The 14,839-nt window shown below is 54.3% G+C and carries 14 protein-coding genes; 9 read left to right on the forward strand and 5 right to left on the reverse strand.

What is annotated here, in order from left to right:
* Positions 1–6: 6 nt before the first annotated feature.
* Together gltC and DL346_RS19640 are read left to right on the forward strand one after the other, a co-directional pair.
* Positions 7–912 (forward strand): glutamate biosynthesis transcriptional regulator GltC, encoded by a 906-nt coding sequence (gene gltC, locus DL346_RS19635; protein WP_112883942.1) that lies wholly within the window; start codon positions 7–9, stop codon positions 910–912.
* A gap of 160 nt (positions 913–1,072) precedes the next feature.
* Positions 1,073–2,902, forward strand: coding sequence for a peptidoglycan D,D-transpeptidase FtsI family protein (locus DL346_RS19640; RefSeq protein ID WP_112883944.1), 1,830 nt, complete (start codon positions 1,073–1,075; stop codon positions 2,900–2,902).
* Here DL346_RS19640 and DL346_RS19645 read toward each other — a convergent pair.
* On the reverse strand, positions 2,899–4,023 hold the full coding sequence (locus DL346_RS19645) for an AI-2E family transporter (protein WP_112883946.1): 1,125 nt from the start codon (positions 4,021–4,023) through the stop codon (positions 2,899–2,901). The two genes, DL346_RS19640 and DL346_RS19645, sit on opposite strands and share 4 nt — an antisense overlap.
* A 246-nt stretch (positions 4,024–4,269) precedes the next feature.
* On the opposite strand from DL346_RS19645, the gene DL346_RS19650 reads away from it, so the two are divergent.
* Positions 4,270–5,703, forward strand: coding sequence for a polysaccharide deacetylase family protein (locus tag DL346_RS19650; protein WP_112883948.1), 1,434 nt, complete (start codon positions 4,270–4,272; stop codon positions 5,701–5,703).
* Positions 5,704–5,765: 62 nt separating this feature from the next.
* Here the strand turns inward: DL346_RS19650 and DL346_RS19655 are convergent, their stop codons facing one another.
* Together DL346_RS19655 and ilvD are read right to left on the reverse strand one after the other, a co-directional pair.
* The gene (locus DL346_RS19655) at positions 5,766–6,380 is read right to left on the reverse strand and encodes a PH domain-containing protein (RefSeq protein WP_112883950.1); all 615 of its coding nucleotides are present in this window, start codon (positions 6,378–6,380) and stop codon (positions 5,766–5,768) included.
* A 97-nt stretch (positions 6,381–6,477) separates the two neighbouring features.
* A complete protein-coding gene (ilvD, locus tag DL346_RS19660) occupies positions 6,478–8,166 on the reverse strand; it encodes a dihydroxy-acid dehydratase (protein WP_112883952.1) in 1,689 nt (562 codons plus the stop codon).
* Positions 8,167–8,451: 285 nt separating this feature from the next.
* Between ilvD and DL346_RS19665 the strand changes: the two genes are divergently transcribed.
* Genes DL346_RS19665 through DL346_RS19690 form a run of 6 tightly spaced genes read left to right on the forward strand, consistent with a single transcriptional unit; the run spans position 8,452 to position 13,204 of the window.
* The gene (locus tag DL346_RS19665) at positions 8,452–8,754 is read left to right on the forward strand and encodes an urease subunit gamma (protein WP_112883954.1); all 303 of its coding nucleotides are present in this window, start codon (positions 8,452–8,454) and stop codon (positions 8,752–8,754) included.
* Between the two features lie 22 nt (positions 8,755–8,776).
* Positions 8,777–9,145 carry an urease subunit beta gene (locus DL346_RS19670; protein WP_112883956.1) on the forward strand — a complete coding sequence of 123 codons (369 nt, stop codon included), beginning with the start codon at positions 8,777–8,779 and terminating at the stop codon, positions 9,143–9,145.
* Positions 9,142–10,860, forward strand: coding sequence for an urease subunit alpha (gene ureC / locus DL346_RS19675; RefSeq protein WP_112883958.1), 1,719 nt, complete (start codon positions 9,142–9,144; stop codon positions 10,858–10,860). Before DL346_RS19670 ends, ureC begins: the two co-directional genes overlap by 4 nt.
* Before the next feature lie 18 nt (positions 10,861–10,878).
* Positions 10,879–11,598 (forward strand): urease accessory protein UreF, encoded by a 720-nt coding sequence (locus tag DL346_RS19680; protein WP_112883960.1) that lies wholly within the window; start codon positions 10,879–10,881, stop codon positions 11,596–11,598.
* 33 nt (positions 11,599–11,631) lie between these two features.
* Complete coding sequence (ureG, locus tag DL346_RS19685) at positions 11,632–12,372, forward strand: urease accessory protein UreG (protein WP_112883962.1); 741 nt, start codon at positions 11,632–11,634, stop codon at positions 12,370–12,372.
* Entirely contained in the window at positions 12,296–13,204 is a 909-nt protein-coding gene (locus DL346_RS19690) for an urease accessory protein UreD (RefSeq protein ID WP_240633300.1), read from the forward strand. Before ureG ends, DL346_RS19690 begins: the two co-directional genes overlap by 77 nt.
* On the opposite strand, the gene DL346_RS19695 is transcribed toward DL346_RS19690, so the two are convergent.
* Positions 13,201–13,743 carry a GNAT family N-acetyltransferase gene (locus tag DL346_RS19695; RefSeq protein ID WP_240633301.1) on the reverse strand — a complete coding sequence of 181 codons (543 nt, stop codon included), beginning with the start codon at positions 13,741–13,743 and terminating at the stop codon, positions 13,201–13,203. The two genes, DL346_RS19690 and DL346_RS19695, sit on opposite strands and share 4 nt — an antisense overlap.
* Before the next feature lie 352 nt (positions 13,744–14,095).
* Positions 14,096–14,446, reverse strand: a complete 351-nt coding sequence (locus DL346_RS19700; protein WP_112883968.1) for a hypothetical protein — start codon at positions 14,444–14,446, stop codon at positions 14,096–14,098.
* Between the last annotated feature and the right edge of the window lie 393 nt (positions 14,447–14,839).

The following is a 14,839-nucleotide window of genomic DNA, read 5'->3' on the forward strand; positions in this document are numbered from 1 at the left end:
ACGCTAGTGGAGCTTCGTCAATTATATTATTTTGTGAAAGTGGCCAAGAAGGAGCATGTCACGAAAGCGGCGGAAGAGCTGCACGTGGCACAATCCGCGGTCAGCCGACAAATCCATCAGCTGGAGGAGGAGCTCGGCGCGAAGCTATTTCTGCAGAAAGGGAGAAATCTGCAGCTAACTCCGGTCGGGGCGCTGTTTCTAAAGCGTGCAGAAGTGATTCTGGCCGACTTGGAGCGTTCAATCGTGGAAGTACAGGAGTTTCTCGATCCGGAGAAGGGGGAGATTCGGCTAGGATTTCCGCACAGCTTGGGCATCTCGCTTATCCCGGAGGTTGTGGCGGCCTTCCGGAAAGTAAACCCGAACGTGAAATTCCGCTTCAAGCAAGGCATGTTCCCTTCGTTGATCCAAGATGTCATGAAAGGCGAGGTGGATCTAGCCTTCGTCTCGCCATGCCCGGAGAGTCATCCGCATGTCACCGGTCAGATCGTGCTGACGGAGGAGCTGTTTGCCATCCTGCCGCCGAACCATCCCCTTGCGCAGGAGGATGCGATTGAATTGATCCAGCTGAAGGACGAGATGTTCGTGCTATTCAGCGAGGGCTACTCGCTCCGTCCGATCGTATGGGATGCTTGTTTGTCTGCAGGGTTTACGCCGCAGATCGGGTTCGAAGGCGAAGAGACCGACACGATCCGCGGACTTGTCGCTGCGGGTATGGGTGTCAGTCTGCTGCCGGAAATGGCGCTGTATGCCTCCGGCCCGCTTAAACCGGCGAAAGTGCGCGTGAAATCGCCGCAATTGACGCGGACGATCGGACTTATTTACCGGTCGAATGAGAAGCTGCCGCTTGTGGCGAAGTCGTTTCAGCGGTTTCTGCTCGATTTCTTCTCGTGCAACAAGTTTCAGAAACAATAGCTATCTAGGAGGCCAACCAGAACGATCTGGTTGGTCTTTTTTATTTAGTCGAAGATGAGGCTCTTGCAGCGAGAGCTGTACTCGGCACGGTTGAACCTTGGCTGCAAGGGGATACTTGTACTAAGTTATCCAATGATGCGGCAGAAGGGAACTAGTAGATATGAGCGCGGAGCGGCGGCGAAACAGGCAGCAGAGAATTTTCATCGTACTAATCGGACTCAGCGCGGTGGCGCTTCTGTTTGTCCTGCGGATCGGCTGGCTGCAGCTAATGCCGTCGAAGCCTGCGAGCGCGACCAGTGCCCATTGGAAGCAGGAGTCCGTTGCGCAGCGGGAGCGTGGGCTCGTGCTGGATACGGGGCGCGGCGATTTCTACGACCGGAACGGATTGCCGCTTACGGGAGAGACGTATGAAGCGTTGGCCGTTTTTCCGCTGCAGATGAAGGCCCGGGCTAGCAGTCCGCACGAGATGGCGAAACTGGCCGCTGCGCTCGGCGTTCGGCAGGATGTACTGGAGCAATGGATGCAGGAGCTGAAGGAGCCGGCCTTCTGGCGGAAGGACGGGGAGGACAAGCCTCACCGGCTGACTGCGGAGGAGCTTCGTTCCATTCGCGCGCTGCACATAAACGGCGTGCGCTTGCTGCCGTACCGGAACCGTTACTTGTCCGCATCCGGTATCAAGCATGCCATAGGCTATGTCAGCCAGCATCCGGAGCTGCTTCGAGCCGATTACGGCAAGCGGCTGGAGAAGCATACGATGCGATTGACCGATCAGACGGGCGGTTCGGGGCTGGAGCGGTCCTTCGACCGGCTGCTGCAGGGTACGGGGCCGACGACGGTTTCCTATTTTACCGACGGAACGGACAAGCCGCTGCACGGCCTGGACTTGAGGCTGACAAGCCCGAGCAATCCGTATTATCCGGTTAAAGTGAAGACGACGATGGATCTCGGGATACAAAATCGGCTGGAAAAGTACATGGACGGCAAACGATTGAAGGAAGGCGCAGTCGTTGTGCTGGATGCGCAGAGCGGCGATATCGTCTCGATGATTTCGAGGCCGCAGCTTCCGCAGGCAGCATCCATTGACGCTGGAGGGACGGATGCGGCGAATCATGCGGTACGGGCAGTGACGCCGGGCTCGATCTTTAAGCTGATTACGGAGGCAGCGGCGCTCGAAGCTCGGGTGACGGACGACCGGGAGCAGTTTTATTGCAGCGGCGATTACGGCCGATATGGCCTTCATTGCTGGCGAGAAGGCGGGCACGGACATGTGACGTTGCAGGAAGCGCTGGCCGGTTCCTGCAATGTTGTTTTTGCAACGCTCGCCGAACGGCTGAGCGCAAGGCAGATTCTCGTCACCGCCGATCAGCTCGGGATCGGGCGGCAGGTCGGGTGGAGCAGCAAAGGCGTGTTTGCGCCATTAGGCAAGCCGCTGCGGCAGTTTGCGGAGGAAGAAGCGGGAATGGTGTTCACAGGGCTGTCCGCGGTCCGTGACGGGGGCCAGCTTGCGCAGACCGGGATCGGCCAGCGGGACGTCATGATCTCGCCGTTGCAAGCGGCGAATCTCATTGTCACTCTGCTGCATAATGGCCGTGTGCAAGAGCCAAGGCTGGCGAGCGAGATTCGATATGCTAACGGCCAACTGCTGGCGAAGCTGCCGAGGCATGCGGCTGACTCGCAATACGGGCGTATTCATGCAGGAACGGCTCGCACGCTGCTGCGCGGCATGGAAGCGGTGGTCGAGTATGGGACAGGACGCGCAATTAGCGAAGGAAGCTGGGCGGTAGCCGGCAAGTCCGGTACCGCCCAGATCCGAAGAGAAGGCGCTCAGCGGGTAAATCAATGGTTCGTCGGGTATGGGCCGATCGAGGAGCCGCGTTACGCGGTGGCGGTATTGTCGGAAAACCGCACGCCCGGCACCTCCAATCAAGCTGCGATCCTTTTTCGGGGAATTATGGACATTCTGGCTGAACTGTCAAGCCAAAAGCGCTAATCCGCAGCCTTGTCCTGCTCGGCCGAAGCAGACTGTTGATCGAACTCGCCCTTCGGCATACGGATCCACCTGTGGAAATAACGTTGATCATAGAGCGCTTTGATCAAAATCATGAGAATCGGCGACAGGATGACACCGGCGATTCCGAATAGCGAAAGCGAAATAATCATGAAGGCAAGCATCGTGAAGGCGGATACGCCAAGGGTATCGCCCGTGATTTTTGGCTCGAGAATTTGGCGCGTCAGGACGACGACCAGGAACAGGCAGCTGAGCCAGATCGCCAGCGTTGTATTGCCTACGATGAACAAATAGATGATCCAAGGAATGAACACGGTTCCGACGCCGAGCAGCGGCAGCACATCGAAGAAGGCCGACAGCAGGGCGATGGAGAAAGCATTGGACACGCCGAGCAGCAGCAGCGCCACGAAGATGACGACGAAGGTAATGCTGATGAGCTTGCCTTGCGCCTTCAAGTAGCCGGCGATGCCCGAAAATACGTTCTCCCGCAGAAAGAAGAACGCCTTCTTGAACGTATTCGGCGTCTTTTCCCGCGCGAGCTGTTTCCATTCCTTTATCTCCAAGCTTAAGAAATAAGCGAGGATAATGCCGATTGTAAAGTTAATCATAAAGGTGGAGAACGATTTCAAATAGTTGCCGAGCGAGAACAGAAACGATACGGCTAAATTCGATCCCCAATTCGTAATATAGCCGAAGATATCTTTCGCCTTCGCCACGACGTCCGGGGGAAGCGCTTCGATCTTATCTTCAAGCAAGGATGCGTTTTTCTGGAATTGCTCGACGAGTATTTCCTGATAATGATTGAGGTTGAGGGCTAGTCCGGTAACCTGCGTCGTCACGACATAACCCGCCCCGACGAATGCGGCGACGATGACAAGCGAGAAGATGAGGACCGAAATACCGGAAGCGATCGATTTCTTCAAGCCGATTCTCTGCAGCCAACGCGCCGGCGGTTCGATAAACATAAAAATAATAAACGAAAGGAATATCGGCGTCGCAATCCGGTATACATAACTGAATACAAGCATGATCAGATAGACAGTCAGTATAATCAGTGCGATATCGAATGCGGTGCGCCAATATTTGCGATAGAAGGAAAGCATCGATAAGCTCCTTTGTTTGGTAATATAATACGACTTGGTATCCTGATTGTACTATATAATAACAGTGTTTCCCAACCGTTCTGCATGGAAGCATGAATTTTCTATTGTTTGCATCGTACGTACGCCGTAACTTCCGTAGCCGTTTTTGTCGATGCTATGATACAATGAAGGAAGGTATCTGGCATCAGCGGCACTCCCTTTTTTAATGGACAAGGATCGAAACTAGGGGTGGTGGGAAAACGTAACATGGAAAACTTCCTGCTGTGGGGATTTTATTTTTTAACTTTTTATGCTTTTTTACCCGGAATTATTAGTCGCACTTTTGGCTTTCGCGTATTTAAAAAAGGACGTGCCGAGCGGGAAATCGCCTTGACGTTCGATGACGGGCCCGATCCGGTCTATACGCCCCAGCTGCTTGATTTATTGAAGAAGCATGGTGCGAAGGCGACGTTCTTCGTCGTCGGCATTCATGCGGAGCGGCATCCTGAGCTGCTGAAACGGATGCACGCTGAAGGGCATGTCATCGGCATTCATAACTACGTGCACAAATCCAATTGGCTGATGCGTCCAGGCACGGTGAAGAAGCAGATTCACCGCACATCGGAAATCATTCGCCGGACGACCGGCGTTCGCTCTGCGTACTACCGGCCGCCATGGGGCATTGTCAATCTGTTTGATTTCTCCAACTTGGGCTATCTTCAAATCATCTTATGGTCGGCACTGTTCGGCGACTGGCGCAAACGGGTCGGGGCCGAGCGGCTGCTGAAACGGATGATGAAGAAGCTGCGTCCGGGCGAAGTGCTGCTGCTTCATGACTGCGGGGCTACTTTCGGCGCAGACGAGGTTGCGCCGGCCAACATGCTGATTGCACTGGAAGCCTTTCTGGAAGCGGGACGCGAACGCGGTTATCGCTTTGTCCATATAACTGAAATGATCGCGCTTTCCGATCAGAACCGGGGCAAGGCAAAAGCGCCGGCACCTGCTACGCACAGCTGGGTAAAACGGGCGATGATCGCATGCTGGATGGGCTGGGAACGGGTGTTTAACGTACTGTTTCGGGTTAAATCCGCAGGAGACGATTCCATCTTCCATCTGCGGCTCGTGTCGTATCCGGGGCGAACGTTGGAGCTGACGGACGGCAGACGCATTGAGCACAAGGATCCCGTAATTGAGCTTCACTTTGACAACCATAAGCTGCTGAAAATGATGACCGAGTCACGCTCGATGATGCATGTGGCGATCATGCTCATACGCGAGGTGCAGAAGGGGATGCCGAAGCTTGCCCAGCAGCTGACGGGAAACAAAGAGTATGAACATGCCAAAGGGTTGTATGGCGTCAGCATGATTAACCGCGGAGCGGAGCAGTTTGGATTCAGCGTCCTCCCGATTCCGAAAGGGTTGTTCGACGTTTCGACGCGCCTGTATCTGAAGCTGCTGCTTCGCGTATTGCACCCGTCGGGCAAGAAGAGGCTGAGCGAGCAAGGCTCGCGGCTTGATCCGCGCATTATCGCGATGTCGATGGAAGAGTTTTGGCATCGCTATGGAGCGGATGCGAATGTGAGTCCGCAATGGAAGGCGCCGAAACCGTACGAAGCGAAGCTGCATCAAGGAGCGCGCACAGGGCTTGCCCCAGCGGCGTACGATAATCCGAATCCGAGAGCCGGCGAGTTTACGCCTTAGCAGCCTAAAACAGCAAGAAGGGCGTCCCCATATGCCGGGGCGCCCTTCTTTGTTGTTGATCATCAGTAATTGATGTACCGTTCAAACACGGCGCCGAAGTCTTTCGATTTGTACTGCTTTAGTGATTCGTTCAGCCAGTTAAAGGCGAATTGATTGATCGACTTGAATTGTTCGGCCAGGTCGATTTCAGCTTTGTGGATCTGGCTGACGGTCGACGACGCCAGATCAAGGCTCTGTCTGGCGAAGCCAAGCGAAATTTCGTTCTCGTGCGTAATTTCGGAAATCTTGATCAGCGCTTTATACAGATCCTTGATTTCTTCGATATGCTTCTTGTGCACGTCGATGTTAAAAGGCGTACCGCCAAGCGTGAATTTGATTTCGACGTCCAAATCGACGGTGCCGGCCGTTTCAAGAAGAACATTGGAAATTTTGTGCGTGCTGTAATTATAACGGTGCAGCGTCCGTTTCTTGCTGACGGCGCTCGTGCCGTCGAGATGAATGAGCGCTTGATTCGTGAAGCAATATTCATCGGACTTCGATTTAATGAGGAAGTAAATCTTCTCGTTGTCCTCGTGAAGCACGTAATCGTCGGCATCGACTTTATCGTAGTTTTCCGGTTTAATGACGGAGCCTACGTCACTTAATCCAAGCAAATCAGCCGCTACTTTTCCAAACATGCTAATCCCTCCGTTAATTAAAAAAATCGCCCTGCGTTCAGACTGACATCTAGTCATACGCAGGGCGATTCTATTTTGTTTCAATTTCGGCGTAAAATTAATTGAATCGCAAAACGCCGCCGGTGCTTGCGTTCGTTACAAGGTGGGAGTAACGCGCAAGGTAGCCTTTTTGGATTTTGGATTCGAAGCCTTTCCAATTCGCGCGGCGGGCTTCGAACTCCTCGTCGCTGATCAGAAGATTCATTTCGTTGTTGTTCAAGTCCAGCTCTACAAGGTCGCCGTCTTGAACGAATGCGATCGGTCCGCCTTCGGCAGCTTCCGGAGAAACGTGGCCGATGCTGATGCCGCGGGATGCGCCGGAGAAACGGCCGTCCGTGACGAGACCGACTTTAGCGCCAAGCCCCATGCCGACGATTTGCGATGTAGGCGCGAGCATTTCCGGCATGCCAGGTCCGCCCTTAGGTCCTTCGTAGCGGATGATGACGACATGACCTTCTTTGACTTTGCCGTTCGCGATGCCGTGAAGCGCTTCGTCCTGCGAATCGAAGCAGATTGCAGGGCCTTTATGGTAGCCGCCTACGGATTTGTCAACGGCGCCGACTTTGATGATCGCGCCGCGCGGTGCGAGGTTGCCGAACAGAACGGCCAGACCGCCGCGCTCGCTGTGCGGGTTGTCCAACGTATGGATAACATCCGTGTCTTGAATGTCGTGACCGGCTACGTTCTCGCGAAGCGTCTGGCCGGTTACGGTCAGCATGTCGCCGTTAAGCGCGCCTTCTTTCTTGAACAGCTCGTTGAGGATCGCGCTTACGCCGCCTGCGTTGTGCACATCTTCGATGTGGTAGTCCGAAGCCGGTGCGATCTTAGCCAGGTGAGGTACGCGTGCCGCCACTTCGTTAATGCGCTCGATCGGGTAGTCAATGCCCGCCTCGTGCGCGATCGCAAGCGTATGCAGAACGGTATTCGTGGAACCGCCCATCGCCATATCCAGCGCAAACGCGTTGTCGATCGATTCTTTCTTCACGATGTCGCGCGGCTTCAGATCCATCTCGATCAGCTTCATCAGCTGGCGGGCTGCTTGCTTGACGAATTCTTTGCGCTCCGGAGAGACGGCAAGGATCGTACCGTTGCCCGGAAGAGCCAAACCGAGACCTTCCGCTAGACAGTTCATGGAGTTTGCGGTAAACATGCCGGAGCAAGAACCGCAAGTCGGGCAGCCGAACTGCTCGAGCTCTTGAAGGCCGGCATCGTCGATTTTGCCCGCTTGATAAGCGCCTACGCCTTCAAATACGCTGGACAGCGAAATCGAACGGCCGTCGGAGGTTTTGCCGGCTTTCATCGGACCGCCGCTGACAAGCATCGTCGGGATGTTGACGCGAAGCGCGCCCATAATCATGCCCGGCGTAATCTTGTCGCAGTTCGGAATGCAGACCATGCCGTCGAACCAGTGCGCGTTTACAACGGTTTCAACGGAATCCGCGATAATTTCGCGGCTCGCAAGCGAGTAGCGCATGCCGATATGGCCCATTGCAATCCCGTCGTCGACACCGATCGTATTGAATTCGAATGGCACGCCGCCTGCTTCGCGGATCGCTTCTTTAACGAGCTTGCCGAATTCTTGCAGGTGAACGTGGCCGGGAATGATGTCAATGTACGAGTTGCAAACCGCGATGAACGGTTTGCCGAAGTCTTCCTCTTTCACTCCGGCAGCGCGCAGCAAGCTGCGGTGCGGAGCGCGGTCAAATCCTTTTTTAATCATGTCTGAACGCATCTTGTTTGCCGCCATTTCTGTCCCTCCCAAAGTAAGTTCAATAAATTTTAGTCTATCACATTGCACTTTGAATGGCTAGCTTGTTCGGCCCCCGCTGGTGGTGGAATGAATATGCAGATGCGCGCTAATATTCGAGAACAAAACAGCATTGGATGACGCCAAAACCTGACATCGATATACATGGAATAACGATTAATCAGACTAAACCTTTCATTAAATGTTATTAAATATAACATAAAATGATTTACTTGCCCTGGTTTGCCCCGTATACTAATAGAAAACGAAGGAAGAGGTGCCATTATGCAGCTGACGGAACGCGAAAAAGAGAAGTTACTGATAACAATCGCAGCCGATTTGGCGCGCAGACGTCTGAACCGGGGCGTCAAGCTGAATTATCCCGAAAGCGTTGCTCTCATTACTTCCGAAATACTGGAAGGCGCTCGCGATGGCCTGACCGTCGCGCAGCTGATGGAGCGCGGGACGACCATTCTTACCCGTGAGCAAGTCATGCCTGGGGTCGCCGATATGATTCACGAGGTGCAGGTGGAAGCGACGTTTCCGGACGGCACGAAGCTCGTGACCGTTCATCATCCCATACTGTAGCGCTTTGAAAGGATGATCGCCTTTGATACCAGGAGAATACCGGACAGGACCCGGCGAGATCGAGTTGAATGCCGGACGCGGCACGCTGGAGCTGCTTGTCGCGAATACGGGTGACCGGCCCGTACAGGTCGGTTCGCATTTTCATTTCTTCGAAGTTAACCGCGCGCTGCAATTCGATCGCGAGGCTGCTTTCGGCATGCGGCTTGATATTCCTGCCGGCACGGCCGTGCGTTTCGAGCCTGGAGAAGAAAAGCCGGTTCGGCTCGTCGAGCTTGGCGGCAGGAAGCGATCCTATGGGCTAAACGCATTGACGAACGGTTCGGCGGTCCGCGGCCAAATGCCGGATGATGTCAGGAGCCGGCTTGCCGCTTGGAAGGGGGAGCAGGCATGAGCAGGATGAGCCGAAGCAGCTACGCCGCCATGTTCGGGCCCACGACGGGTGATGCCGTTCGATTGGCGGATACGGAGTTATGGGCGCGGATCGAGCAGGATTTTACCGTGTACGGCGATGAGTGCAAATTCGGCGGCGGAAAGGTGATCCGTGACGGCATGGGGCAATCGAGCGGCGCGCTGCGCAGCGACGGCGTGTTGGATACGCTGATTACGAATGCGATCGTCATAGACCATTGGGGGATCGTGAAGGCCGACATCGGCATCCGCGATGGCATCATTGTCGGCATCGGGAAAGCCGGCAACCCGGATATTATGGACGGCGTGATGCCGAATATGATCGTCGGCGCAAGCACCGAAGTCATCGCTGGCGAAGGTAAGATCGTCACCGCAGGCGGCATTGATGCGCATATTCATTATATATGCCCGCAGCAGATCGAGACGGCTCTTTCCTCAGGCGTAACGACGATGATCGGAGGCGGCACGGGACCGGCAACCGGCACGAACGCGACGACCTGTACGCCTGGCGCATGGCATATGCGCAGGATGCTGGAGGCTGCGGAAGCTTTTCCGATGAATATCGGCTTTACGGGCAAAGGGAATGCCTCCTTCATCGGTCCGCTCGTCGAGCAAATCGAGGCGGGAGCCATCGGACTTAAGCTGCACGAGGACTGGGGGACGACGCCCGCGGCAATCGATGTCTGCCTTGCCGCTGCGGACCTATTCGACGTCCAAGTCGCCATTCATACCGATACGCTCAACGAAGCGGGATTTCTGGAGGATACGCTCGCTGCCTTTAAAGGCCGGACGATTCATACCTATCATACGGAGGGGGCCGGCGGCGGCCATGCGCCGGATATTATCAAGGCTGCAGGGGAGCTAAACGTTCTGCCTTCTTCGACGAACCCGACTCGGCCGTTTACGGTCAATACGATTGAAGAGCATCTCGATATGCTGATGGTTTGCCACCATTTGGACAGCAGCATCCCGGAGGATGTGGCGTTTGCCGATTCGCGGATTCGTCCGGAGACGATCGCCGCGGAAGATATTTTGCACGATATGGGCGTATTCAGCATGATCAGCTCCGATTCGCAAGCCATGGGCCGCGTCGGCGAAGTCATCATTCGCACATGGCAAACAGCCGACAAAATGAAACGCCAGCGCGGTCCGCTCGCTCCCGATACGAGTGCGGAGGCGGACAATTTCCGCATCAAGCGCTATATCGCCAAATACACGATCAATCCCGCAATCACGCATGGCATCTCGCATTTGGTCGGTTCGATCGAGCCCGGTAAATTTGCGGATTTGGCGGTATGGAGCCCGATGTTTTTCGGCGTGAAGCCCGACTTGGTTCTTAAAGGCGGGAGCATCGCTTATGCGCAGATGGGGGATCCCAATGCTTCGATTCCGACGCCGCAGCCCGTCTTCGGCCGGCCTATGTTCGCCGCATACGGCAAAGCCAAGCATAGCAGCTCCATTACTTTCGTATCGCAGGCTGCCTATGACAAAGGCATTGCGAAGGAGCTTGGACTCTCCAAACGAATCGAACCGGTAAAAGGCTGCCGAAAGGTTACGAAGAAGGATATGATTCATAACGATGCCACCCCAGTCATTGAGGTGGATCCCGAAACCTATGAAGTCAAGGTCGACGGCGTACCGGCTACCTGCGAGCCAGCTGATGTGCTCCCAATGGCGCAGCGTTATTTTTTGTTCTAGGCAAGGTAAGGTGAGAACATGACGGTTCATGAACATGATGCGGCGCATCGCGGCGCGGTACCGTGGCTGGCTCTTCAGCAACTGCTCGATTCGGCGCTGCCGATCGGGGGATTTTCCCATTCGTTCGGACTGGAAACGCTTGTACAAGAGGGGGCACTGGCGACAAGCATCCAGCTTGAAGCTTATGCGGCGTCTATGCTGCTGCATAGCTGGTCGACGGCGGATGTGATGGTGATCAAATCCGTTTACCGAGATGTGCCGGCGAACGGATATCCATCCTTGTGGGCGGTAGAACGTCTCGTTCATGTGCAGCGATCCGCGATCGAAACGCGAAGCGGGATCGAGAAGATGGGGCGAAGGCTCTTGCAGCTGTTAACCGCGCTCTATCCCGCTCATGATTGGGCTCCGCTCACGGAAGGGTTAAGGTCGAAAGCCTGCTTCGCTACGCATCCGCTCGTCTTCGGTTTTGCTTGCCAACGTTTAGGAATACCGCTTGAGCAGGCTGCGCAGGGCTATATGTACGCTTGCATCGTGACTTGCATCAACAGCGCGCTTAGGCTTATGCCGATCGGTCAGACGGAAGGGCAAACGATTATCGCCCGGTTGACGCCCTTGACCGCGGCGGCGTGGCAGAAGGTGGCCGACATGGAGCCGGAGGAGGCATACAGCCATATGCCGTTAAGCGAAATCGCGATGATGAGGCACGAAAGTTTGTATTCCCGTTTGTTTATGTCGTAAGATCGGTATCCATTCGCTAAGGAGGAATGTGCGATGTGCAAAGGACAAGGTCATCATCACCATGTGTGGGAGCAGCCGGCTATTGATCGCATAGGCGCAAGGCCGGTTCGCGTCGGGATCGGCGGACCGGTCGGTTCCGGAAAGACGGCGCTCGTCGAACGGCTCGCCGCTGCGATGAAGGATAAGTACAATCTCGCCGTCATCACGAACGATATTTATACGAAGGAAGATGCACGGATATTAGCTGCGTCGGGCGTGCTGGCGGAGGAGCGCATCATCGGCGTGGAAACGGGCGGCTGCCCGCATACCGCCATTCGCGAGGATGCGTCAATGAACTTCGAGGCGGTCGATGAGCTGACGAGCCGATTTGACAATCTAGACCTGATCTTCATCGAGAGCGGCGGCGACAATTTGGCGGCTGCCTTCAGTCCGGAATTGGTCGATCGGTTCATCTATATTATTGACGTCGCGCAAGGCGAGAAAATTCCGCGCAAAGGCGGACCCGGCATCATGCGTTCCGATTTGCTCATCATTAATAAAATCGATCTGGCCCCTCATGTCGGCGCTAGCCTTGAAGTTATGGAAGCCGATACGAAACGGATGCGGGGCGAGCGCCCATATGTCTTCTCCAACCTGTTCGGCGGCGTTAACGTAGACCGGATCGTTGCCTGGCTCGAGCATGAGCTTGCCCACGCTCATGGACATGAGCATGACCACAGTCACGATCACCATCACGGAAATGCACATTCGGCAGAGCATCATCGACACTTCTAGTCTGGAAGGGCAGCGCATTTCGCAGCTTCGGGCGGCGGTAGAGAAGCGGGAGCGGGGAACGATTTTGGCATCGAAGTATCATACGGCTCCATTAAAGATCGCTAAAGCTTTTCCAATGGGTGATGCACTTGGCGTCATCGTTATGGATGTGTCTCCGGGGCTGTTAAGCGGCGATCGCTACGAGTTGCAATGGAAAATCGGGCATGAGGCTCATCTTTTCTTGACGAATCAGTCCTTCACCAAAGTACATCCTGCGCCTGATTCAATGGGGGGCTCTGCCATCCGGCAGTCATTCGAGCTGGGGCGGAATGCGATCGTGGAATCTATGCCACAGCCTGTAATGCTTTATCGCGATGCTGTGCTGGAGAGCGAGACGGTCGTCCGCTTGGAAGCGGGCGCGGTTTGGATGGGCGCAGAGGTACTCTGTCCGGGAAGGACGCTGCGCGGAGAGCGGTTCGCCTATCGTTCCTATAAGAACCGGCTAAACGTGTATGATGGGGAAGAGCTGATCTACGCCCAGCGTCAGGTGATCGTACCGGAACAGCAGCTTCTGTCGGCACCGGGCTGCTTAGCGGAGCTGACCCATACCGGCGTTTTCTACGCATTCTCCGACCGTATTAAGGCTTGTCATGCTGAATGCGTTCGGTCAACCCTTGAGGCGATTCCGAATCGGAGCGGGCATCCGATCCAATGGGGCGTTTCCCTTACCTACAAGCATGGCCTTGCGGTCATGGCCGCCGGCACGGCGGCTTGGCTCATCCAAGAGGCGCTGGCAGCAGTTTGGCGAATGCTTCGAGAGGAAATGCTTGGGCTTTCGCCGATTTCGTTTTAATTGGAGAAATAAGCTTCTTTCGTTATGCCGAAATAGTCGAGATCCTCAAAGTGGTCCCATTTTCGAATATGCTGTTTGAACGTCCCTTCATGTTTCAAACCGGCTTTCCTTAAGACGGCGCATGATGCAGGGTTCTTCGTCATTGCGGCTCCGAGGATCCGGTTTAATTGCAAAGCTTCGAAGCCGAATCGTACGATCCGCGTTGCAGCTTCGGTTGCATAGCCTTGTCCCCAATATTGCTTACCCAGCCAATACCCGATTTCGGCTCGTCGATGCTCGGCGCTGATGGTCAAGCTGATGCAGCCCATGACCTGCCGGCTGGCGGATTCAACAATCGCGAACGTATAGCCGTGACCGTGCTTGGCGGCGTCCTTGCGAAAATCGATCCAAGCCTCTGCGGCGCCGTCAGGATAGGGATGCGGAAGCGAAAGCGTTGTTCGGGCAACTTCGTATTGTCCGGCAAGCGATTGCACAATGGCGGCATCTTTCCGCTCAAAAGGTCGAAGCAGGAGCCTTGTCGTCTGTAAAGCGATGGTCAATTTGCTCACCTCGCAGCGCGTTTTCCTTATTATAGCAGTGCTTAAAGGCAAGGTCATTAAGATTTCAAGGCAAAAAAAGCTCTTGCATGCCGGCCGAATCGGCGCGGAGGCAAGAGCTTGTGTTGAGTGAATGGATGGGCTGCTTTTAGTCTTCCGCGCTGCTGTTGCTCTTCTTATCCTTGGTCTTGGTTGTCGTATTTTTGCGTCCCTGTCCCTGCTGCTTAGCCATCGTAGTCCACTCCTTTCGTTCATACTGCCAGCCTATTTTGTGTAGGAAAGACAGACAATATGAGTTAAAGCAAAATAAATCATCAAAAAAAACCGCGGCTGCGAGAGCCGCGGTTTCTGATGCTTACATCGCCATTGGCTTGCGCGACGACAGCAAGTTTTTAATGCTTTGAGCACGCCATATGGGGACGTGGATTTGCTTCGCTTCCGATGAGCTGTGATCAAAACTGATCGTGCCATCAGTCAGCGAGAGCACTTTCTCGGCGTTAACATAGCAATTCGAGCTTACTTTAATGAAACGGCCCGATGTGATATAGCTGTTCAACTGCTCGGTAGTAATCGTTTTCTTTATGTTATAGTTCCTACCGTGGAAGCTGGCCAGACCAAGTCTACCGATCTTGAAGTAGTAAATGTCCTTCTCTACCTCGAAATTTTCGTAAATGTTACGGGTTTCGTCTGCTACTACCTTCATCATGTAATGAACCCCCTCAAAAAGATGAATTTGTTAGCGCTTTCATTCTAGCATAAGTAGATAGGCTTGTGAACAGGACTAGCGTATTTTTTTTCATAAATTTGGTTAGATCTTTTGCGTGCTGCGCTTTATCTTCATTATACAGCAAAATTCCAAGCACAGATCCATGGCGCAGAAACCGGGAGTATAATATTTCCTGTTGCAAGTCAATTGCGAGACATGGTATATTCTAATTCCGCCGCTGAGAGAAGCATGGACGCGGTGGTCGGAACGAAAAACAAGTTAAAAAATAATGCTTGCAATTCGGTTTCGAACTATGATATATTCTAATTCCGGCCGCAAGCCGGATGGAAAAAGAACTGAATTTGTTCCTTGAAAACTGAACAATGAGCGACC

It is taken from the genome of Paenibacillus montanisoli (genome assembly GCF_003268025.1).
GTDB classification, from domain to species: domain Bacteria; phylum Bacillota; class Bacilli; order Paenibacillales; family Paenibacillaceae; genus Paenibacillus_Z; species Paenibacillus_Z montanisoli.